The sequence below is a fragment of the Anabaenopsis arnoldii genome (assembly GCF_028331025.1).
GTDB lineage: Bacteria > Cyanobacteriota > Cyanobacteriia > Cyanobacteriales > Nostocaceae > Anabaenopsis > Anabaenopsis arnoldii.
On sequence record NZ_JAQMUH010000096.1, the window covers coordinates 1 to 20,852 of the forward strand.

Genomic DNA, 20,852 nt, shown 5'->3' on the forward strand with positions numbered 1-20,852 from the left:
TCGATTTCATCAATAAACACCACTAAAGGAAGGGATGAAATCTTTGCCCATGATTCTAATGCTGCTCCAATCCGTCGCCCTACAGGAGCATCAGGCCATTTAGGGGGTTGTAATTCATCGGGTAACCTGTGACTAATAGCACCACGCCAAGCGTCTAAAATGGCTAATTCGGCAATATCTGGTTTATCTGGAAAAGCCGCCCCCACCTCTACAGATACCATGACGGCGGTGTACTTACCACTGGCTGTTAATTCCTGTGCTAGGGTGAGCATGGCAGTAGTTTTACCGGTTTGTCTGGGTGCATGGATGACAAAGTAATTGCGCTGCGCAATCAGGCGTTTTAACTCTGGTAACCGTTCGGTGGTAGGTAGGGTATAGTGTATATCGGGTTGACAAGGGCCAGCGGTGTTAAACCATTTAGTCATAAAAGTTTAAGTATAGGTTGATTTGATTATAACTCCCATGATTGTTGACGGTTGACGGTTGACTGTTGACTGGGATAGATGACTAGGCTATCCGCTTCATAGAGAATTGGTATTAAACCTCAGAGTTTTCTGCAACCTAGGTACACAAGTAAAGGTAAAATTAAGAATCTATCTTGAAATCACCGCATCTATAAGCCCCATGTATTGCGATTACCTGGTACAAATTCTGACTGCTCGTGTGTATGATGTTGCCCAGGAAACCCCCCTGGAATATGCCCCTAATCTCTCAAAACGACTGAATAATAATCTCTTGCTGAAGCGGGAAGATATGCAGTCAGTGTTTTCTTTTAAGCTGCGGGGTGCTTATAACAAGATGGTAAATCTGACACCAGAACGGCTAGCTCAAGGTGTAATTGCCGCATCTGCGGGGAATCATGCTCAGGGTGTGGCTTTGGCTGCTAGTCGGTTAGGTGCGCGAGCAATTATTGTCATGCCGGTGACTACCCCCCAAGTTAAAGTAGATGCGGTGAAAGCTAGGGGGGGAGAGGTGGTATTATATGGTAATACCTATGATGATGCCTACGCTTATGCTCGTGAGTTGGAGGCAGAAAAAGGATTGACTTTTATTCATCCCTTTGATGATCCTGAGGTGATTGCTGGACAGGGGACAATTGGGATGGAGATTTTACGGCAATACCAGCAACCCATCCATGCAATTTTTGTGGCTATTGGTGGCGGTGGTTTGATTTCGGGAATTGCTGCTTATGTTAAACGATTGCGTCCGGAAATTAAAATCATCGGTGTTGAACCTGTGGATGCTGACGCTATGTCACAATCGCTGAAGGCGGGACATCGTGTCCGTTTACCCCAGGTGGGTTTATTTGCTGATGGGGTGGCGGTACGAGAAGTGGGTGCAGAAACCTTTCGTTTATGTCAGAATTACGTAGATGAAGTTATTTTAGTAGATACAGATGATACCTGTGCGTCCATTAAAGATGTGTTTGAGGATACACGTTCAATTCTAGAGCCGGCGGGTGCATTAGCGATCGCAGCTGCTAAAGCCTACGCGGAACGAGAACAAATTCAGGGAAAAACCTTGATTGCTGTAGCTTGCGGTGCTAATATGAACTTTGACCGTCTGCGGTTTGTGGCGGAACGCGCCGAATTTGGCGAACGTCGTGAGGCTATTTTTGCAGTAGCTATTCCCGAAGAACAGGGTAGTCTGGGTAAATTTTGTCAATGTATAGGCGATCGCAATCTGACTGAATTTAATTATCGCATAGCCGACGAAAAAGAAGCCCATATTTTTGTCGGTGTACAAATCCAAAACCGTGCTGATGCAGTCAAAATGGTAGAAACCTTTGAAACTTATGGTTTTAAAACCATTGACTTAACCGATGATGAACTGACAAAATTACACCTGCGCCACATGGTGGGTGGACATTCTCCCCTAGCTCATAATGAATTACTCTACCGGTTTGAATTCCCCGAACGTCCCGGCGCTTTAATGAAATTTGTCGGTTCTATGAGTCCTAACTGGAATATTAGTATGTTCCACTACCGTAACAATGGGGCAGATTACGGGCGAATTGTGGTAGGAATGCAAGTACCTCCCCAGGAAATGCAGGAATGGCAAGCATTTTTAGATACCCTTGGTTATCGTTATTGGGATGAAAGCCAGAATCTGGCGTATAAACTGTTTTTGGGGTAGCTCTATTTCTACCCCAAATATAAGACAATTTTAGGCTTTTAATTCCGCGTGTTCTTCAAAGATAAAATGTTCATCCCGTCCCTTGATACTGTCGTCTGGCCATTTCACCCAATAATGTCTTTCTTCCAAACGAGCATCTAAAAAGGGATATTCCCCCGGAACAATATTTTCTAAAGTTTCTGGGAGTAAGTCTGAGGATTGATCTGTGGAAGGTTTGAGGATGGTTGGCTGTTTAATGATTAACGTACCAGGTAAACTGGTATCCTCTGGGGGAGGTGGAGGAGCATCTTTACCCACTAAGCCAACTTTGATCGCTTCGGCCATTTTTTCGGCATCAAACAGATCCATATCGGCTTTAGAATCAATAAAGCAACATTCTACTAGAATCGCCGGCATGGAAGTATTCCTGATGACAAAAAAAGCGGGTTTGCTTTTAACTCCTCTGTCCTTAAATCCTAGTTTGACAATTTCATTGAGCACTCTGCGAGCAATAGCTTGGGAAGCATTGCTAATGGCGAAAACTTCTGAACCTCTGGGAGCATTTGTAGGAGAAAACGCGTTGAAATGTATAGACACAAAGATGTCTACTTGATTGGCGTTAGCTTTACTAACTCGTTGACGAAGAGAATCACTTGATGAGGTGGCGGTGCTAGGAGTGCAATTGATCACACTGTGACCCAATGCAGTTAATTTTTGCATCAGGCGAGTGCCTACATCTTTAGTTAGGACATCCTCTCTTTTTATACCTACTGCACCAGTATCACGGGGAGGGCAGTTGTGTCCTATGTCAATTCCAAATTTCATACGAGGATTTCCTTAAAGGCTAATCAATCACGGTTTATTGACACTCTCCGGGCTGAATCCCCGGAGATTCTTGGTTCAACGAGTGCACTTAGATTAGACACCTTGCGGTACTTAACCCAGAGGTGGTTCTCTCCTAAGCGCGTTAACTTTCCGAGTGCTCCTCGGTAGTTGGATTACTCCAAGAATTTGTTTGACTTAAATTCGCTTGTAGGCTTACTAGTATATGTAAATTTTTATCATACATATATTTTGAAGCCGGCCTTATACTTATAGCCATTAAGATGACTTATGTCATCTATCTAAAGATAGATATTAGATAAATATTTTTCGTATCTAGGGTTACTATTTGATAGGGTAGGGTGGGGTAAACCATAAAAAACTCAGTACACAGGTAACACAGGATAATCAATCGATCGCCTTTTCGGTGTTCTCCTCCATAATGAATTGTGATAGCCATAGAAGTTTAGAAACGGTAAATATGCACAGCAGCGAAAAACTATCTCTCCCCCTGATGGGTTGCGGCACTTGGGCATGGGGTAATCAACTACTCTGGGGATATAATCAAAGCATGGATGGACAGTTACAAGCTGTGTTTAACCTGTGTGTGAGCAGTGGTGTAACTTTGTTTGATACAGGTGATTCCTACGGAACTGGAAGATTAAACGGACGCAGTGAGTCACTCCTGGGACGATTTACCAAAGAATATCAAGGTGCAAATCAAGAGCATATCTGCATTGCGACCAAGTTGGCGGCTTATCCTTGGAGATGGACAAGTCAATCAATGGTCAAAGCTTGTCAGTCATCGGCTCAACGCTTGGGTAAAAATGTTGATTTAGTGCAGATGCACTGGTCTACAGCTAATTATGCACCTTGGCAAGAATCAGGTTTGTTAGATGGTTTAGCTGATTTATACGCACAAGGATTAGTTAAGGGGGTGGGCTTATCTAATTATGGACCCAGACGTTTACAATTTGTACATCAAAAATTTGCGGCGCGGGGCGTTCCCATTAAGACTTTACAAGTCCAGTATTCTTTACTATCTACCTATCCGGTGACTGAATTAGGTCTCAAAGATGTTTGTGATCAATTGGGGATAAAATTAATCGCCTATAGTCCTTTAGCATTGGGGATATTAACTGGAAAATATACAGAAACTGGGAATTTACCCCCTGGTATCCGGGGTTTATTATTCAGACAACTATTACCAGGAGTGCGATCGCTGGTGGAATGTTTGCGGGAAGTGGCAAAATCTAGAAATAAAACTATGTCTCAAGTAGCAATTAACTGGTGTATTTGTAAGGGAACCATTCCCATCCCCGGTGCGAAAAGTGTGGAACAAGCACGGGAGAATATTGGTGCTTTAGGATGGCGGTTAGACTCTGGCGAAATTACCGCATTAGATCAAGCTGCAGCCAGTACAGATAAAAAAATGGTACAAAATATATTTCAAACGCGGTAAAAATACTGGTAGAGACGCAGGTAATCACATCTCTACCCACAGGCTTAATTTTGGAATCTATGATTTACCCTCAGCTATCGCTATCAGGAAAAACCCATTGAGGTGGTTCCATGATTTTCTTGCGCAGGCGTTCTTCTGCGATCGCCAGCATTTGGTCTAAGGAAGTTTCTTGAATAAATTTGCTTGTGGCTTCTCTAAATTCGATATTGGGGCAATTATCCCCTAAAACGCAGCCATTAACGCAGGCTTCGGCACAATTGATTTTTTGTTCCATAGTGAATTCCTCTCTAGTGAAAATATATGATCTCAAACTCTTGCTACTCTAAGAGCATATATATATATAAACCCAATACAATTTTTTGCTAAAAAGGGCGCTTATGTCGGAACTCTTAGCTATTACCGGAACCATCGCCGCCATCGCTACGGCTGTGGTTCCCCAACAAGGTAGCGTTACTATTGTACGGGTATCTGGTTCCCAAGCAATGGCGATCGCTCAAACCCTATTTTACGCTCCTGGGGGTCAGGTTTGGGAGAGTCACCGCATCCTTTACGGTTATATTCGTCATCCCCAGACCCAACAATTAGTAGATGAAGCTTTATTATTAATCATGGCAGCACCCCGTTCTTATACTCGTGAGGATGTGGTAGAATTCCATTGTCATGGTGGTATGATTACAGTGCAGCAAGTCTTACAACTGTGTTTAGAACAGGGTGCTAGACTGGCTCACCCAGGAGAATTTACTCTCCGGGCTTTTTTAAATGGACGACTAGATTTAACCCAAGCTGAAAGTATAGCAGATTTGGTGGGAGCGCGATCGCCCCAAGCTGCTCAAACTGCTTTAGCTGGTTTACAGGGAAAATTGGCTCATCCCATCCGACAGTTACGCGCTGACTGTTTAGATATTCTGGCAGAAATTGAAGCCAGGATTGACTTTGAGGAAGACCTACCCCCCCTGGATGATAAAGGCATCATATCACAGATTAATCAAATTGCTGCCGAAATTAGTAAATTATTAGCCACTAAAGATCAAGGTGAACTGCTGCGAACAGGTTTAAAAGTGGCGATTGTGGGACGACCAAATGTCGGTAAGTCCAGCTTATTAAATGCTTGGAGTCAGAGCGATCGCGCTATTGTCACTGATTTACCAGGTACTACCAGGGATGTAGTGGAGTCCCAGCTAGTGGTGGGGGGGATACCTGTACAAGTCCTGGATACAGCTGGAATTAGGGAAACCGTAGACCAAGTAGAAAAAATTGGTGTAGAGCGATCGCGTCGTGCTGCTAGTGCTGCTGATTTGGTATTATTCACCATTGATGCTGCTGCGGGATGGACTGAGAATGATGAGGAAATTTACCAACAAGTAAAAGACCGTCCCTTGATTTTAGTGGTTAATAAAATTGACTTAGTAGAAAATACATCTATTGTATCTAGTAAATATCCTGATAATGTTGAGGAAATTGTTACCACATCAGCGGCTAAAAATCAAGGAATTGATGCTTTAGAAACAGCCATTTTAAAGATAGTTCAAACCGGAAAAATACAAGCTGCTAATTTAGATTTAGCCATCAACCAACGACAAGCCGCAGCTTTAACTAAAGCTAAAATATCTTTAGAACAAGTACAAATGACAATAGCTGCACAATTACCCCTAGATTTTTGGACAATCGACTTACGAGGCGCAATTCAAGCATTAGGAGAAATTACCGGAGAGCAAGTTACAGAATCTGTATTGGATAGAATTTTTAGTAAATTCTGTATTGGTAAGTAAATCTTATGGTGTGGGTAGATTACCCCCTTTTACCCTACAGATTTAATCCCAGATAATCCTGAGAAAGTTACCACAGATAAACACAAATGGGGTAAAATACATTATGTTAATCCTCCATTCATCAAGATGAAATAAATGGCTTTTGGAAATTATCTTAATGCTGCTAATGCCTTAATTGTTGGTGCTAGTCAGGGGATAGGTTTGGGTTTTGTGAAAAATTTATTGGAAGATAGTAGAATCAAAAAAATTTATGCAGCCTATCGTCAAAGAGAAACAGCAGGGGAATTAATCGCTTTACAAAACGAATATCCTGATAAATTAACTTGTTTATCTATGGATATTACCCAAGAGTCCCAAATTGTCGCAGTTATCCAACACATCAAAGCCGAAGTCAACCGGTTACACTTAGTAATTAACTGTGTCGGAATATTACACGACGACACCTTACAACCAGAAAAAAGTTTAAAACAAATCAATTCAGAAAATTTACTACGCTACTTCCAAGTTAATAGTATTGGTTCTATTCTACTGGCTAAACACCTGTTACCCTTATTCCGCCATCCTGAACCCAGCGTTTTTGCGAGTATTTCTGCTAAATTAGCTAGTATTGGCGACAACCAACTGGGTGGTTGGTATGGTTATCGTGCTTCTAAAACCGCACTGAATATGTTTATGCGGACAGCAGCAATTGAGTATGGGAGAAGTTCCCCTAAAACGCTATTAGTTACTTTACATCCTGGGACAACAGATACAAGTCTATCCCGTCCATTTCAAACAAATGTCACCAAAGACAAGTTATTCTCTGTAGAACGTACGGTTAAGCAACTCTTACAGGTGATTTCACAACTGGAAGAAGGCGACAGCGGTCAATTTTTCTCTTGGGATGGAAGTAGGTTACCTTGGTAGCTGAAATTAACTGACGCTGAGGAAAACCCATGAAATTTTTTATTCCCGCTGCTAATGACCATACCAGAGCGGAAGATGTTTATCACAAGATTGCTCAATTCGCCCAAGCTCCAATTACTCAAAAGCGGATTTGGAAGTTAAGCTGGGTTGAGAACGGTGTCAAGATGGAATCTGAAGTGGGTAGACCTTTACCATTTCCATATCTCACCGGTCAAGAGCTAGTTTTAGCTATTTTTGATTGTGAAAACCTGTATAAAATTTGTACTCTCACTCATGGAGCAGTGAAAGGAAGACCTGTGTTAGTGGTAAAAAACTCCCAATGCTCAGTAGTCTATTTTTCCCCTGATATCAATAGTAATTAAATCGGGAGGTTAACTTGTATTTGAACATCAAGAATTATGATTAACTCATGAGTTCCAAGAGGTTTGATTAAAATTTCTACTAACAAGTATTTTGTGGAAGACTCAGCTGATTTAACCCCCGCAACGATTGAGCGGGTAAAACAAGGTGTAGCTGCTGCCAGCGATCGCGCTGTACGGGATATAATCAAAGAAGTTCTTCAGGGTCTGGAAGTTATTAGTCAAGGACATCCAGAAACTAAAATTCATCCCCTGGTGCGTCGTTGGGTATTGCGAACTTTCATCCATACTTTGTTTCGCGTACGGGTGGAAAACCTGGAGAGAATACCGGAAAAACCAGCTATCCTCGCAGCGAACCATCTCCACCATATCGACCCCTTACTACTGCTCGGGGAACTCCCCACCCATCCCCAATACTACGTTCTGGGTGATGCTCGGACTCTTTATAATAAGTGGTGGAAGCGTTTTATATTGCGCTTCGTGGGTGGTGTGATTCCTTTAGAACGTATCTGGAAAGAAGAAATAGCAGTCATAGAAGCAAGTAAGCACCAACGACAAGACCTTCTAGAACTCGCTCAAGCAATTGAGGACAATGTACCCACCGGGGAGGATATCTCCACCCTGCGAAAAATTAACCGCATTGTCCAGGGTTTGTTATCCCGTGGTAACGGACTGGTTGTATTTCCCGAAGGACGCTTAGGAAGCACAGAGGGTCAGTTACATCCTCTGAAGCGAGGAACAGTAGTTTATGCTTTGCGGGCTGGTGTACCTATAGTACCGGTTGTAATAATTGGTACACAAGACCTGTATTTAGGCAAAAAGTTAACTGTACGCTTCGGGGAACCATTATACTTTTCTCAAACTTCCAGAATTAAGCGTCAGGAAGTAGATTCAGCATTAGAAACCTTACAAAACGCTTTACTGAGTCTGTTACCCACTGACTATGTAGAACCAAAAGGAATTAAGATTTTGCGTCATTTTCTCAATCATATGTTCTGGTAGTTCAAGAGAAGATTACTTCCCACGCCATAAGTTTTGTAAAGACCGCAAAACTTTGACAATGATTTCTTCTAACCATAGTATAATTTTATCGAGCCACTCTAGCAGTTTCTCTAAAGGGTGCTTATCATAGCCCATAAAAGTTGCGGGAACTTCTATCCAGTCTGGCGCAAATTCCAGGTTATGGTACTTATTCTCAGTTGTAGCTGGGGAATTAACCCCTGGAGAGGTTTTTACAGACCTTTGCAACCAAGCAGATTTGGTCTGGATCTGACTATCAGACCCACTTAGGGATATGACTGTCGGATCATGACTAAACAAATCATGGAAATCTAACCAGGAATCTCCGACTAAATCTTCTGAATCAGGGTATTTTGCCAGGATTTTTTCCGGTGATTTTTCCAGTTTTTTATGTTTATTTCCCCCAAAAAAGTAATTAATTGCAGCTGCAATTAAATCCCTAATATTCAGTTGATTAGTTTCTAAACTATCAGCATTGACTGCTATATCCTCTGGTTTGCCATAAATCAATATTTTTAGCTCAGTTTGAGCAATTGCAATCATCTCTTGGCTGCGCTTTTGTATAGGTAACAAAGCCTTGGTTTCCCATTTAGCCACAGATGTATCCAACCAGGAAATTAATTTATTAGTTGGAAATGAATTATTTGGTCTACTTTCCGGCAAAGCTGGTATATTTACTTTACTTATGCCGGTAATTGTTGCTAAAATATATTTTTTAATCTTGCTAATTAATTGACTGTGTGGTTGGTTTTCAGGTAACTGCCAAGGTGGTTGAGAATTTTCTAATTCAAAGATTATCCTGGCGGCTAATTTTGCTTGTTGGTTGGGTGTGAGAATATCTAAAATTTTATTCTCAGTAGTAACAAGTACCAAATTACGACTTACCAAGTGTGTAGCAATTCCCTGAATCACCTGATAGGGTGGGGTGGTTATCCTCCTACTACCATTCCCTAGCCATATGTTACGTTCATTTATAGGTAACGCCACCCTATCGCCATCAGAAAATTTTCTGGGTGGGGTAGGGAGATAACGCCCAAGTTTTGACCGCAAAAACCGGAAAAATCTCACAGGTGCTGATTCAGAGTCAGAAGGTAAACTTCTGACTGCTGCTAAGACTCGTTCAATGGGTGCGTCAGATTTAGGCTCTTGCGGTTGTAACTTCAGTCTGGGTGGTGATTTAGCCTCTAAAGTTTTATTTGCTAATTCTGTGGGATGAAATAATTGGTAGAGGGGGTAAAGCAATATTTCCAGACTCCACTTACTTGCAACTTGCAAATGTCGGAAGGTGTGATCCCACTGTTGTGTCAACCGCCGAGTTTGCTGGTGGACAAAATTTAGTAGTCTACTTTGATAACGACCCAGAGAACCAGACATAATAATGGTGATTTGCTTTTTTTGAGTCTTGTTGAGTGGAGAGACTCCCCCCCAAGAATAATATATGTAATTAACCCTATTTTATCGAAAATATGACCCTGCCCATGTCAAAATCTCACACTGAATTTATTTTGGCAACTATTGAGCAACTGCGCTCTTATTCTCAGGTAAATGTCCAGTCTGGTTGGGTAGGTTGGGAATGTGACTGTCAGATTACTGAAATTGATATATCTCAAATCTCAGCGGGGAACCCTGTAAATCTCAATGCTAAAGCCCATATTGCTTGGACAAGGGGTAAAAAGGTGCTGTGGTTGGTACAAAAGTTTGTAGTTCCCGCAAATTTACAGGGTTATTCTGTAGCGGGTTTGTCTTTACGCCTGGCTTTGGTGTGGTGGGCCGATGTGGCTGAGATTTATGTGAATGGGGAGTTAGTGCTACAGGGAGATTTATTTGATTGTTCCCCCAGGGTGCTGCTAAGTCAAGGGGTGAAGGCTGGGGATGAATTTGTTGTGACTATACGTTTAGTCAGTCCGGGACATGATGATGGTGCTTTGGTGCGATCGCATCTAATTTATGAGTCTAATGATCATGATCATCCAGATCCGGGTTTTATGGCTGATGAGTTGGCGGTGGTACAACTGTTTTTAGCAAAGTTTGCGCCGGAACGTTTGGTTGATTTGGCGCAGGGGTTGCGGGAGGTAACAAACCCCAGGGGGACACAGATCGCCAACAAGGAGCTACGGGAAGTTTATCAGCGGTTATCGGGGTTGATCAACAGTTTAAATCCTAAAATCTATTTATTAGGTCATGCTCATTTAGATTTAGCATGGCTTTGGCCGGTGAGTGACACTTGGAAAGCGGCGCAAAATACTTTTGAGTCGGTTTTGCGGTTACAGGCTGATTTTCCAGAGTTGATTTTTTGCCATTCTACCCCAGCCCTTTATGCTTGGGTAGAGGAACATCGCCCAGATTTGTTTAGGCAAATTCAAGCCCAGGTAGCAGCTGGACGCTGGGAGGTTGTGGGGGGTTTGTGGGTGGAACCGGAATTAAATTTGATTTCCGGTGAGTCTATTGTACGTCAGCTGTTGTATGGTCAGCGTTATATCCAAGCTAAGTTTGGTAAGTTGTCCCCGGTAGCTTGGTTACCGGATACTTTTGGTTTTTGTGCGACTTTACCCCAGTTTCTAGTTAATGCTGGTATTGAGTTTTTTGTAACTCAAAAGTTACGCTGGAATGATACTAGCCAATTTGATTATGACGCTTTTTGGTGGCGATCGCCTGATGGTAGTCAAATCTTTAGTATGATGTCCGCACTTATCGGTCAAGGTATTGACCCGGTACAAATGGCAACATACGCTGATGAATGGCAAAGCAAAACCGGTTTTAAACAGTCCCTGTGGCTTCCCGGGGTGGGTGACCATGGGGGCGGTCCTACCCGTGATATGCTAGAAACTGCCCAACGCTGGCAAAGGTCTGATGTTTTCCCAGATTTAGAGTTTACCACCTCACAAAAGTATTTACAGCAAATCCAGGAGCAAGCTAACAACCTTCTACCTACCTGGAATGACGAACTATATTTAGAATTTCATCGCGGTTGCTACACTACCCATGCAGACCAAAAACGGTACAATCGACGCTGTGAAAATTTATTATATCAAGCAGAATTATTTGCTAGTTTAGCCTCCCTGATCTGTGGGGTGACCTATCCCCTTGAAATCGAAAAGGCTTGGAAACAAGTTTTATTTAACCAGTTTCACGATATTTTACCTGGTTCCTCCATTACCCAAGTTTATCAAGATGCACTCCCAGAATGGCAGCAAGTGGAAGCAGTAGGAACAAAGATATTACAAGAATCTTTATTAGCGATCGCCTCCCAAACCATTCTACCCCCTCCCCCCCATCCAGAATCAGAACCGATATTTATCTTCAATGCTCTCAATTGGCAACGTTCTGAGGTTGTCTGTGTCACACTACCTGAATCTCACCCACAATGGCAAGTCTACAACCTTTCAGGACAGCCAATTACTTCTCAAATATCAGCAGACAGAAAACTGCTGTTTCTAGCTCCTGAAATTCCCCCGGTAGGTTACCGCATTTTTTGGCTTTCCCCCACATCCCCAACCCCCCAATCCCCCAACACCCCCGACTGGACTTTAGAAAATGAATTTCTGCGGGTGATAATTAATCCCGACACGGGAGATTTATCTAGTGTATTTGATAAAACCCATCAACGAGAAATTCTAACTGGTGCGGGTAATCAACTACAAGCCTTTAAAGATAGCGGACAATATTGGGATGCTTGGAATATTGACCCCAATTATGCCCAACATCCCCTACCACCCACACAACTAAAATCTTTAGCATGGTTAGACCAAGGCCTAGTACAAAGTCGTGTCCGGGTGGTGCGTCAATTAGGTAAATCGGAATTTTGCCAAGATTATATTTTACAAGCTGGTTCGCCATTGCTAAAAATTGCCAGCACCGTTAATTGGCAAGAAAATCAGGTAATGGTAAAAGCAGCCTTTCCTGTAAATGTAGAAGCTGATTTTGCAACTTATGAAATTCCCTGCGGTGTCATTCGTCGCCCTACTCAACCCCAAACACCCGCAGAACAGGCTAAATGGGAAGTTCCCGCCTTGCGTTGGGCTGATTTAACTGGGGAAACTCAGGTAAATGTAAATAATGTAAATATTTATGTAAATATTTATGGTGTCAGCTTGCTGAATGACTGTAAATATGGTTACGATAGTAAAAGCAATCAATTACGCCTCACCCTGCTACGCAGTCCCAACTGGCCTGACCCAAAAACAGACAGAGGACTACATGAATTTACTTACGCCCTATATCCCCACGGGGGTAGTTGGGAAACAGCCAACACAGTTCAGCGTGGGTATGAGTTGAATATTCCCTTACAAGTAGTTATCAATCCCCCCACTACTCAGGATGCTACACCCTCACCCGGTGAAAGTGTGAGTTTCCTCAATTTATCCGCAGCCAATTTAATCTTAATGGCCTTCAAGCCCTCTGAGGACAACCCCCAGCAATTCATCCTCCGGTGTTATGAATGTCAGGGAGACACAGCGCAGTTAAGTTTACAGAGTCATTTAGGGCTAAGTTTGGGAAATGCTGTAGATTTGTTAGAAGCGAAATCATCCCAGCCGCAAAACTCAATCATAGAACCTTGGAAAATTGCCAGTTTTGAGGTGAACAGTGAACAGTAAACAGCCTGCGCACTGTTCCCTCACTCTAGTCTTCGTGGTCTTCAAAGGGGTCTGCTAACTGCTTACTAGGAGGACCGAAGGAAATGTAAATGGCATAACCCGTGATGGCAACTAAGGCAGCGCCAACGGAAATACTAACAATTGTTGCGGTGTCCATAAATGAAGAATTAATTATGAGTGCTATTATGGTTAAACTTGGCCTAGATTGGCACTGTTTATTTTAACATTTGTTTCGCTGTCACTAAAATTATTTTCCCTATGGCAAGTTATGACTCAGGCGCTTCGTGGTAATAGTAGAATATTACAGAAGATGAAAAAAAGCTTTGGTAACTGAATCTTAGGTGAACTATGGCACAACGCACTAGGTTGGGAGATATACTCAAACCTTTAAATTCTGAGTACGGTAAGGTTGCCCCTGGTTGGGGTACTACGCCTTTAATGGGTGTTTTTATGCTCCTATTTTTCGTGTTTCTGCTGATTATTTTGCAAGTTTACAACAAGTCTCTGTTGATTCAGGACGTAATGGTTGATTGGCGCTCTTTGGGCGGCTAAGTCAATACAGCGCAACTGTACCCGGCTTGTCCGGGTTTTTTTTTGGTTTTATACCAAAAACGTTAGCCTTAAATAAGTCAGCATGATATACATAAGGGGAGTTTTGATTTCGATTCTCCCCGGCCTAACTTGACCGCATTGTCTATTTATAGGAGAAAGGGCGTGAATATATTTGGTATCGGTCTACCGGAAATGGGTCTGATTATGGTAGTGGCTTTGTTGATTTTTGGCCCCAAGAAGTTACCAGAAATTGGTCGTAGTCTCGGTAAAGCAGTGCGGGGTTTTCAAGAAGCTTCTAGTGAGTTTCAAAATGAGTTTAAACGGGAAGCTGAACAAATAGAACAGGCTGTGAAAACTTCCGCACAAATCGAACCCAAGCAACTCGAAGCCACTAAATCTGAACAGGATGCGGCCGGTTCCTCCCCAATCAGTTAGGGAAGGACTAGCCAAAAAATTGATTTAAGGCATAATGACAGAAAGTGTTACGAAACCATCTCTGGTGATTCCTCAACTAATTGTCGGGTTGGGAAATCCTGAGCCTAAGTACGACCAAACACGCCATAATGTTGGCTTTGCTGCTATAGATGCACTGTCTCGTGCTTGGCAAATTCCTTTAGGGGAAAATCGCAAGTTTCAGGGTGAGTATGGCGAGGGAATAGCCCCGGGTAGGGGTAAAGTCCGCTTACTCAAACCTTTAACTTATATGAATCGCTCTGGACAGTCCATTCAATCTGTGACTAGTTGGTATAAATTACCTCCTGAGTCAGTGCTGGTGATTTATGACGATATGGATTTACCTTTGGGTAAAACTCGTTTACGGTTGTCTGGTTCGGCCGGGGGACACAATGGGATGAAGAGTACAATTTCCCACCTTAACACCCAAAACTTCCCGCGTTTACGCATCGGCATTGGTAAACCCAATGATGGCAGTAATAGCGATAAGTCTGAATCAATCTCTCATGTTTTAGGCAAGTTTTCTGCAGATGAAAGTCAACTGATATCTCTTGTGCTTCAGTTTGTGGTTGAGTGTGTAGAATTTAGCCTGAAACAGGGAGTAGAAAAGGCGATGAATCGTTGTAATAGCCACAATATCCCAGTCTATCCATAAACTACGTGAAAATAATATACCCTCACCTCTGAGATGTGGTGGGGTATATCCAAAAATTTTATGTAATAATTAAGGCAATGTACTATTGCTGATGTTAGGTCAAGCCTAAATAGGTTTATTAAAACCTTCGCTTACGTCTAGCTGATACCGCCTTACGTTTGCGCTTTTCTAGAGGTGTTTCAAAGTGGCGATGAAACTTGACATCAGCTAATATACCAGCTTTAGACACCTGGCGTTTAAACCGACGCAAAGCTGAATCAATACCTTCGTTTTCTCCTAGAACGACTTGGGTCATTCTTACCGCATCCTCATAATCAATACTTTCCACTGCAATTTTAGCCTCAAACTCAGGCAAACATCCCAAGGTACAGTCCGCATTAGGGGCAATTTATTAAATTTCTATTTGAGTTCATTAATTGTAATTACACTGAATATACAGTTGTTAAATCACCAAATCTATGGTATAATCATTGCTCGTTATCATTGCCCAGAGAAAGGGCTAGTTGATACAGCTGACGGCGAGGAAGAGAGGTAATTTTTGCTAATTGCCGGCTAGCTTGCGATCGCGATATTCCCTGAGTCATGATCTGAAGTAATTCAGCTTTGAGTTGTTCCTCTGTTAATTGGGGATGGACGGGGGGATTTCCGGCCACAAGTAGGGTATATTCGCCTTGGGGTTCACGCTGGCTGTAATGGGCGATAGCTTCGGCAATGGTTCCCCGCCAAAATTCTTCGTATAATTTAGTTAACTCCCGTGCCAGCACAATCTGGCGATCGCCACCCCAGACTGTTGCCAAGTCTTGTAAACTTTCTTGCAACCGATAGGGAGATTCATAGAAAATTAGGGTGCGGGATTCTGTCTGCAGAGAGTCTAAATACTCCCGCCGTTTTGCTGCTTTAGCTGGAAGAAAGCCTTCAAACACAAATCTATCTGTAGGTAGCCCAGCTGCGCTCAGAGCGGTAATCACCGCACTGGCCCCAGGAATTGGCACGACTGTTATTCCTGCATCAATACAAGCTATCACCAGTTCATAACCAGGATCAGAAATACCAGGCATTCCCGCATCACTCACCAGAGCTATGGCCTGGCCATTTGCCATATACTCTAATAATTCCGGGATACGGCTTTGGCGATTGTGTTCATGGTAACTTATTTGAGGGGTTTTAATTTGAAAATGCTGTAATAGTTTCCCAGTGTGGCGAGTGTCTTCCGCGGCGATTAAATTTACTGTTTGCAAAATGCGCACCGCCCGAAAAGTCATATCTTCCAGGTTGCCAATGGGTGTAGCAACAATGTAAAGTGTTCCTGGTTTGGGTTCAGTCTGCATGAGTAAAAAAAATTAGCGTTAGGTGACACACATGAATAATCTCAGATCCCACCGGGGTTTATTTGTGGGTTTAATGACTTTGGATTTAATTTACCTCGCTGATTCTACCCCTAGAAATAATCAGAAAATTGTCGCTACTGACTATACTTTAGCAGCTGGTGGACCGGCTACCAATGCCGCTGTCACCTTTAGTTATTTAGGTAATCAAACTCAACTTTTGGGGGTGCTGGGTTGTCATCCCATGACCCAACTGATTCGGGGAGATTTGGCAAAGTATCAAGTGGCGATCGCTGATCTTCAGCCTAGTATGACTACAGCACCACCTGTATCTTCCATTATTATCACTCAAAGCACAGGTGAAAGAGCTGTAATTTCTCTCAATGCAGCCAAAACTCAAGCTAATAGTGCATCTATCCCGGCAAATATTTTACAAGATATTGATATTGTATTAATTGATGGGCATCAAATGGCAGTGGGTCTAAGCATAGCGGCAATGGCTAAAGCTGAAAATATCCCAGTAGTCATTGATGGCGGTAGTTGGAAACCAGGATTTGAGGAAGTTTTACCTTTTGTTGATTATGCCCTGTGTTCGGCTAATTTCTATCCCCCTGACTGCAACACCGAGGCTGAGGTGTTGACTTACCTGAGTAAATTTAATATTCCCTACATTGCTATTACTCACGGGGAGAAACCCATTACATATTTATGTTCTACTGGAATGGGTGCTGTGGATGTCCCTCAGGTTCGAGCTGTTGATACCCTGGGAGCGGGAGATATTTTTCACGGTGCTTTCTGTCATTATATTTTAGAGGGCAGTTTTATGGATGCCCTGGCAGTATCTGCGACAATTTCGGCTGATTCTTGTCGATTTTTTGGTACTCGTCGGTGGATGGATGTTTCGGAATTGTCCACAGATGAACACAGATGAACACAGATGAAGAGGGGGGAATGAAGGACTTACAAGCAATATTGGCGATCGCTCTTGAAGTTAGTTGGGGTGCTTCTGATCTACTCCGGTCTTATTATCATGGCACTGCCAAAAATCCCGATCTTGATATACAGTACAAACACAATGAGCCTGTAACTGTTGCAGATGTGGCTGTGAGTCGATATATTATCGAGGAGCTACAAGGGGCTTTAGGTAATCAAGATTTTGCCTATATCAGCGAGGAGACGTATCAATCACCACTGAGTAAGCAATCCTCTCCATGGGTTTGGATTATTGACCCGTTAGATGGTACTCGAGATTTTATTCAAAAAACTGGCGATTATGCGATTCACATCGCCTTAGTCCAGGAATCACGTCCAGTTTTAGCTGTAGTTGCTATTCCGGAAGCTGAAAAGTTATACTTTGCGACTAAGGGAGGGGGTACTTTTGTCGCCACCCGTGACCAATGTTTTCCTATACAGGTCTGTTCCGGTAAGCCTATAGAAGATTTAACTGTAGTGGTCAGTCGCTCTCACCGCAATGAACCTTTAGATTATTTATTACAAAATTTACCTTGTCAAAATCAGAAATCTGTTGGTAGTGTAGGTTGCAAAATTGCCACAATCCTGGAAAAACAGGCGGATATTTATATTTCCCTTTCCGGGAAATCTGCCCCTAAGGACTGGGATATAGCAGCACCTGAACTAATTTTAACAGAAGCTGGTGGTAAGTTTACTCACTTCGATGGCAGTTTGTTGCAATACAACACCCAAGATATTAATCAGTGGGGTGGTTTGCTTGCGAGTAATGGCGAACATCATCAACAGCTATGTAAGACCGCAGAAAAGTTAATGAGAGAGTGTCAAAGTTAAGTTTTTACTACCCTCTGTGAGTAAAAAAGTACCATCCTTAAGCTTAAAAGCTATGAACTGAATCAACCTGAGAAGATTTAAAAATGCTGTGCTATATTCGTGGGTATAAAGATTATTTTCGGTGGAGTAACTCCTTTTGGTTTCTAAAAAGCGCCTCTCCGAATCTAACTCTCTACACTTCTCGGAATTCGGAGACATTCTATGTCAATTTACGTCGGCAATTTATCCTATCAGGTGAAAGAAGATGACCTGAAGCTAGCTTTTCAGGAATATGGAAAGGTTAATCGTGTTCAGTTACCCACCGACCGGGAAACAGGTCGTCCCCGTGGTTTTGCCTTTGTAGAGATGGAATCAGACGCAGAGGAAACAGCCGCCATCGAGGCTCTTGATGGTGCTGAGTGGATGGGACGTGATTTAAAAGTGAACAAAGCTAAACCCCGTGAGGAAAGAACTTCCCCACGTGGTGGTGGCGGCGGTAACTGGGGTAACAACCGTCGTGGCGGTGGCGGTGGGGGTGGCGGTGGACGCTACTAATCCCTAACATTGCCTTAGTAGTTCCCAAATGACCCTTAGCCCCCCCATTATAAATTTACTTTATGTTGGGGGGGATGTAATTATGGTAATGTATATTTTTGTATCGATTTGGCAGAGTGATTGGACTGATAATCTCATTTTTGCTCAACCTGTAAGATGATTAGACCTCTTTAAGCATTGGCGGAACTAATAGCCATAAATATATATCTTTTATATTTACAGGGTGTGGTGAATATAATTACCCGGCAAGTTTTGGCTCAAGATTATCAGGAAAAATGTTGCGCGTTTATCATCTTGTTCTCGGTGCTATTTTATTAGCTTTAACCCCGGTGGGAGTAAAAACTATTCTCCCTAATTTTTCTGCTGAGGTAGTAGAAAAGCCCAATTCTGTAGTAGAGACAACTCACAGCAGTCCTTCTCAAACCACTACTGGAATTACTTCTAGTACCATGGAAGGAAATACTTGGCAGAAAATTTTGGGTAAAACACCTACACCCAAGGGCTGGGAAGTTGTCCCTTGTCAGGTAAACCCCTCCCTGCTGTGCGTTTCTTCCCAAGGGAAACTTTTGGGTACCGTGGAAATCGGAGTTTATCCGGTGAAAGAAAATCAAAAATTTCAAAAAAATCTCACAGACGCGGGTATTCCCCTGGGTTCTCAGCTAGATTACCAAAGTCCTGATTACCAAAACAAGTTATTAATTGCACTCCAGACTTGGGTGGCTGATTTCAACGCTAGTTTTGTCAAAGACCGTCGGGATGTCCATGGAAACAAAATTATTTTCTCAGCTTACCCACCACAACCCGCATTAGTTGGTAAACTCCAGGGAATACGCTACGGGTTTGTGGGACTCAGTCCAGAGGGTGGAGTCGAAGAGTTACATATTAGTCATGTCACCTTCGACGGTACGGCTATTTACGTGATGACTACAGCTTTTGGCGCTGACTCTGTTACAGGTAAATTTGAGGAACTGGAAAATTTAGCAATTTTTCAAGCTTACTTTTCGGCCATCGCTTCCAATTTAAAATTACCGATGTGAGGGAATCCACCCGCTGGAATGGGTTAAATCTCGGCTACAGCGCGGGAAATCAATCGTCTCGCCAAGGTTTGTGTACCTGTGTGTTCATAGTAATTGGTAGCTACATCTAGAAAAGCCGCCAGATAATCTAACTTATCATCGGCCAGTTGCACAAAATTTTGCAAATTGCCAACTATTGTTTGTGGCGTTAAATTATTTTGGGTAACTAACCCCCCCATCCAACCTTTAACGGAGTCAAAGCTTTCGCCAATGAAGTTCAACTTACTCCCAACATTGTTACCGGGAATCGCATCTTGAATACCTTGGAAAGTCGAGTTTTGCGCTAATTCCTGGGGATTCATGCTAGATAGTGCAGATAATGCTTTGTAAATAAAGTCTGGACCTAGGGGTAATAATCCATCGACACAAACTAAAGCTACCATGCGAATCAGGGACTCACCAGCATACTCACCCAAAGAAGCGACAAAATCGCCGATACTGTCCCCCGGAATCCCATTAATTTGGCAGAATGCTACTAACTCTACTACTAATTTTAGGCACAAATCAATAGTTTGGGCTTTGTCGGCTTTGGGGGTGATATTGTTTAAAAAACCCAACAGAGGTATTTTTTCACCGACCTTGTTAGCTAATGCTGCTGTACCTAGGGCTGTATCTGTCCTGTCCACAGTTTGATAAAGCCACATAGCCCGTTGGTATCCTTGGGATCTGTCATTGTACAGGTATATCGCCCTTTCTCCAATTTGTTGAATTAAATCTTCATCAGTTTCCCCAGTTACAGTTTTAATGGTGTTGACAAAGCCTACGGTATTTTGCCACTCACCAGGAGCGATAAAATCTAGGGAATTTAACATGGAAACTGTTAACCCCCTAGTTGGAAGTTCATCAACTAACTCAAAAATTGGTTTGTTCACAAAAATCTCCTAGTTCAATTTAGCTAGACCATCAAGATTAAATTTCTCTATCCAATCTGCGCGATCGCTGGCGGTAAATGATGGATCGCGGGATAATACTTTTACTTGGTAACGATTATTTATCAATATTGCTGTTTGAGTCTGGCCAATTTCCCGCGCGGGATAACCAGCAATTGTCATAGTGCTATTAGAGTAGCTGGCCGCTGTTGCTGGTGTGCTGCTGGTGTCAGAAATAGCTAACATAGCTACATCTTGACCATCTTTCTTTAATTTAGCTTCAGCAAAACCTTTTTTCTCCTGGGTAAATACTCTTTGGTAACCATCACTAGCTACGGGAAAGAATTTATTAAATTCTCCCCCTTGAGTAGCAGTTTCTACAACTGCTTGACCTCGTTTTTGCTGAGTACTTTCCTGCTGTACCTGGTCAAAACGTCCCGGTTCTGCGGGGGTACAGGCGGTAGCTAGTATTAATACTGATATTACCAACCCAGCGAAAATTTTAGACACGCGAGGGAAATTCATTGTTTGTTCCTG

General features: G+C 42.7%; 22 protein-coding genes and 1 pseudogene. 14 read left to right on the forward strand and 9 right to left on the reverse strand.

The features are described from left to right. Positions 1 to 425 (reverse strand): annotated as a pseudogene (locus tag PN457_RS08535) (ATP-binding protein); the annotation flags it as partial. A 199-nt stretch (positions 426 to 624) separates the two neighbouring features. Between PN457_RS08535 and ilvA the strand changes: the two are divergent. Further along, the gene (ilvA, locus tag PN457_RS08540; protein WP_271732642.1) at positions 625 to 2,136 is read left to right on the forward strand and encodes a threonine ammonia-lyase, biosynthetic; all 1,512 of its coding nucleotides are present in this window, start codon (positions 625 to 627) and stop codon (positions 2,134 to 2,136) included. Between the two features lie 30 nt (positions 2,137 to 2,166). Here ilvA and PN457_RS08545 read toward each other — a convergent pair whose 3' ends face one another. Then, entirely contained in the window at positions 2,167 to 2,940 is a 774-nt protein-coding gene (locus PN457_RS08545) for an N-acetylmuramoyl-L-alanine amidase (RefSeq protein WP_271732643.1), read from the reverse strand. Positions 2,941 to 3,418: 478 nt separating this feature from the next. On the opposite strand from PN457_RS08545, the gene PN457_RS08550 reads away from it, so the two are divergent. Beyond that, positions 3,419 to 4,399 carry an aldo/keto reductase gene (locus tag PN457_RS08550; RefSeq protein ID WP_271732645.1) on the forward strand — a complete coding sequence of 327 codons (981 nt, stop codon included), beginning with the start codon at positions 3,419 to 3,421 and terminating at the stop codon, positions 4,397 to 4,399. 70 nt (positions 4,400 to 4,469) lie between these two features. Here the strand turns inward: PN457_RS08550 and PN457_RS08555 are convergent, their stop codons facing one another. Beyond that, positions 4,470 to 4,673, reverse strand: a complete 204-nt coding sequence (locus tag PN457_RS08555; protein ID WP_200988967.1) for a hypothetical protein — start codon at positions 4,671 to 4,673, stop codon at positions 4,470 to 4,472. A 103-nt stretch (positions 4,674 to 4,776) separates the two neighbouring features. Here PN457_RS08555 and mnmE point away from each other — a divergent pair, with 103 nt between their 5' ends. From mnmE to PN457_RS08575, 4 genes are all read left to right on the forward strand, one after another. Further along, positions 4,777 to 6,168, forward strand: coding sequence for a tRNA uridine-5-carboxymethylaminomethyl(34) synthesis GTPase MnmE (gene mnmE, locus PN457_RS08560; RefSeq protein ID WP_271732647.1), 1,392 nt, complete (start codon positions 4,777 to 4,779; stop codon positions 6,166 to 6,168). A gap of 135 nt (positions 6,169 to 6,303) precedes the next feature. Then, positions 6,304 to 7,074 carry an SDR family NAD(P)-dependent oxidoreductase gene (locus tag PN457_RS08565; RefSeq protein WP_271732648.1) on the forward strand — a complete coding sequence of 257 codons (771 nt, stop codon included), beginning with the start codon at positions 6,304 to 6,306 and terminating at the stop codon, positions 7,072 to 7,074. A 29-nt stretch (positions 7,075 to 7,103) separates the two neighbouring features. Beyond that, positions 7,104 to 7,436, forward strand: coding sequence for a hypothetical protein (locus PN457_RS08570; protein ID WP_200988970.1), 333 nt, complete (start codon positions 7,104 to 7,106; stop codon positions 7,434 to 7,436). Positions 7,437 to 7,499: 63 nt separating this feature from the next. After that, complete coding sequence (locus PN457_RS08575; RefSeq protein ID WP_417006596.1) at positions 7,500 to 8,435, forward strand: lysophospholipid acyltransferase family protein; 936 nt, start codon at positions 7,500 to 7,502, stop codon at positions 8,433 to 8,435. Positions 8,436 to 8,447: 12 nt separating this feature from the next. Here the strand turns inward: PN457_RS08575 and PN457_RS08580 are convergent, their stop codons facing one another. Then, complete coding sequence (locus PN457_RS08580; RefSeq protein ID WP_271732650.1) at positions 8,448 to 9,827, reverse strand: hypothetical protein; 1,380 nt, start codon at positions 9,825 to 9,827, stop codon at positions 8,448 to 8,450. A 92-nt stretch (positions 9,828 to 9,919) separates the two neighbouring features. Between PN457_RS08580 and PN457_RS08585 the strand changes: the two genes are divergently transcribed. Next, a complete protein-coding gene (locus PN457_RS08585; protein ID WP_271732652.1) occupies positions 9,920 to 13,048 on the forward strand; it encodes an alpha-mannosidase in 3,129 nt (1,042 codons plus the stop codon). A gap of 25 nt (positions 13,049 to 13,073) precedes the next feature. Here PN457_RS08585 and psbN read toward each other — a convergent pair whose 3' ends face one another. After that, positions 13,074 to 13,205, reverse strand: a complete 132-nt coding sequence (gene psbN, locus PN457_RS08590; RefSeq protein WP_200988972.1) for a photosystem II reaction center protein PsbN — start codon at positions 13,203 to 13,205, stop codon at positions 13,074 to 13,076. 191 nt (positions 13,206 to 13,396) lie between these two features. Here psbN and psbH point away from each other — a divergent pair, with 191 nt between their 5' ends. From psbH to pth, 3 genes are all read left to right on the forward strand, one after another. Next, on the forward strand, positions 13,397 to 13,600 hold the full coding sequence (psbH, locus tag PN457_RS08595) for a photosystem II reaction center phosphoprotein PsbH (protein ID WP_200988973.1): 204 nt from the start codon (positions 13,397 to 13,399) through the stop codon (positions 13,598 to 13,600). 162 nt (positions 13,601 to 13,762) lie between these two features. Next, positions 13,763 to 14,035, forward strand: coding sequence for a TatA/E family twin arginine-targeting protein translocase (locus PN457_RS08600; RefSeq protein WP_271732655.1), 273 nt, complete (start codon positions 13,763 to 13,765; stop codon positions 14,033 to 14,035). A gap of 34 nt (positions 14,036 to 14,069) precedes the next feature. Continuing rightward, the gene (pth, locus tag PN457_RS08605) at positions 14,070 to 14,708 is read left to right on the forward strand and encodes an aminoacyl-tRNA hydrolase (RefSeq protein ID WP_271732657.1); all 639 of its coding nucleotides are present in this window, start codon (positions 14,070 to 14,072) and stop codon (positions 14,706 to 14,708) included. 118 nt (positions 14,709 to 14,826) lie between these two features. Here the strand turns inward: pth and rpsU are convergent, their stop codons facing one another. Both rpsU and rsmI read right to left on the reverse strand, forming a co-directional pair. After that, positions 14,827 to 15,003 (reverse strand): 30S ribosomal protein S21, encoded by a 177-nt coding sequence (gene rpsU, locus PN457_RS08610; RefSeq protein ID WP_200990068.1) that lies wholly within the window; start codon positions 15,001 to 15,003, stop codon positions 14,827 to 14,829. A 172-nt stretch (positions 15,004 to 15,175) separates the two neighbouring features. After that, entirely contained in the window at positions 15,176 to 16,036 is an 861-nt protein-coding gene (gene rsmI / locus PN457_RS08615; protein WP_271732659.1) for a 16S rRNA (cytidine(1402)-2'-O)-methyltransferase, read from the reverse strand. 31 nt (positions 16,037 to 16,067) lie between these two features. Between rsmI and PN457_RS08620 the strand changes: the two genes are divergently transcribed. The 4 genes from PN457_RS08620 (at position 16,068) to PN457_RS08635 (ending at position 19,407) form a co-directional block, all read left to right on the forward strand. Beyond that, entirely contained in the window at positions 16,068 to 16,964 is an 897-nt protein-coding gene (locus PN457_RS08620) for a sugar kinase (RefSeq protein ID WP_271732661.1), read from the forward strand. 20 nt (positions 16,965 to 16,984) lie between these two features. Further along, on the forward strand, positions 16,985 to 17,836 hold the full coding sequence (locus tag PN457_RS08625; RefSeq protein ID WP_271732773.1) for a 3'(2'),5'-bisphosphate nucleotidase CysQ family protein: 852 nt from the start codon (positions 16,985 to 16,987) through the stop codon (positions 17,834 to 17,836). A gap of 201 nt (positions 17,837 to 18,037) precedes the next feature. Continuing rightward, entirely contained in the window at positions 18,038 to 18,370 is a 333-nt protein-coding gene (locus PN457_RS08630) for an RNA recognition motif domain-containing protein (protein WP_271732662.1), read from the forward strand. A 275-nt stretch (positions 18,371 to 18,645) separates the two neighbouring features. Then, positions 18,646 to 19,407 (forward strand): hypothetical protein, encoded by a 762-nt coding sequence (locus tag PN457_RS08635; RefSeq protein ID WP_271732663.1) that lies wholly within the window; start codon positions 18,646 to 18,648, stop codon positions 19,405 to 19,407. A gap of 23 nt (positions 19,408 to 19,430) precedes the next feature. Here the strand turns inward: PN457_RS08635 and PN457_RS08640 are convergent, their stop codons facing one another. Beyond that, positions 19,431 to 20,318 carry a hypothetical protein gene (locus PN457_RS08640; protein WP_271732665.1) on the reverse strand — a complete coding sequence of 296 codons (888 nt, stop codon included), beginning with the start codon at positions 20,316 to 20,318 and terminating at the stop codon, positions 19,431 to 19,433. Positions 20,319 to 20,327: 9 nt separating this feature from the next. Beyond that, positions 20,328 to 20,840, reverse strand: a complete 513-nt coding sequence (locus PN457_RS08645) for a hypothetical protein (protein WP_271732667.1) — start codon at positions 20,838 to 20,840, stop codon at positions 20,328 to 20,330. Between the last annotated feature and the right edge of the window lie 12 nt (positions 20,841 to 20,852).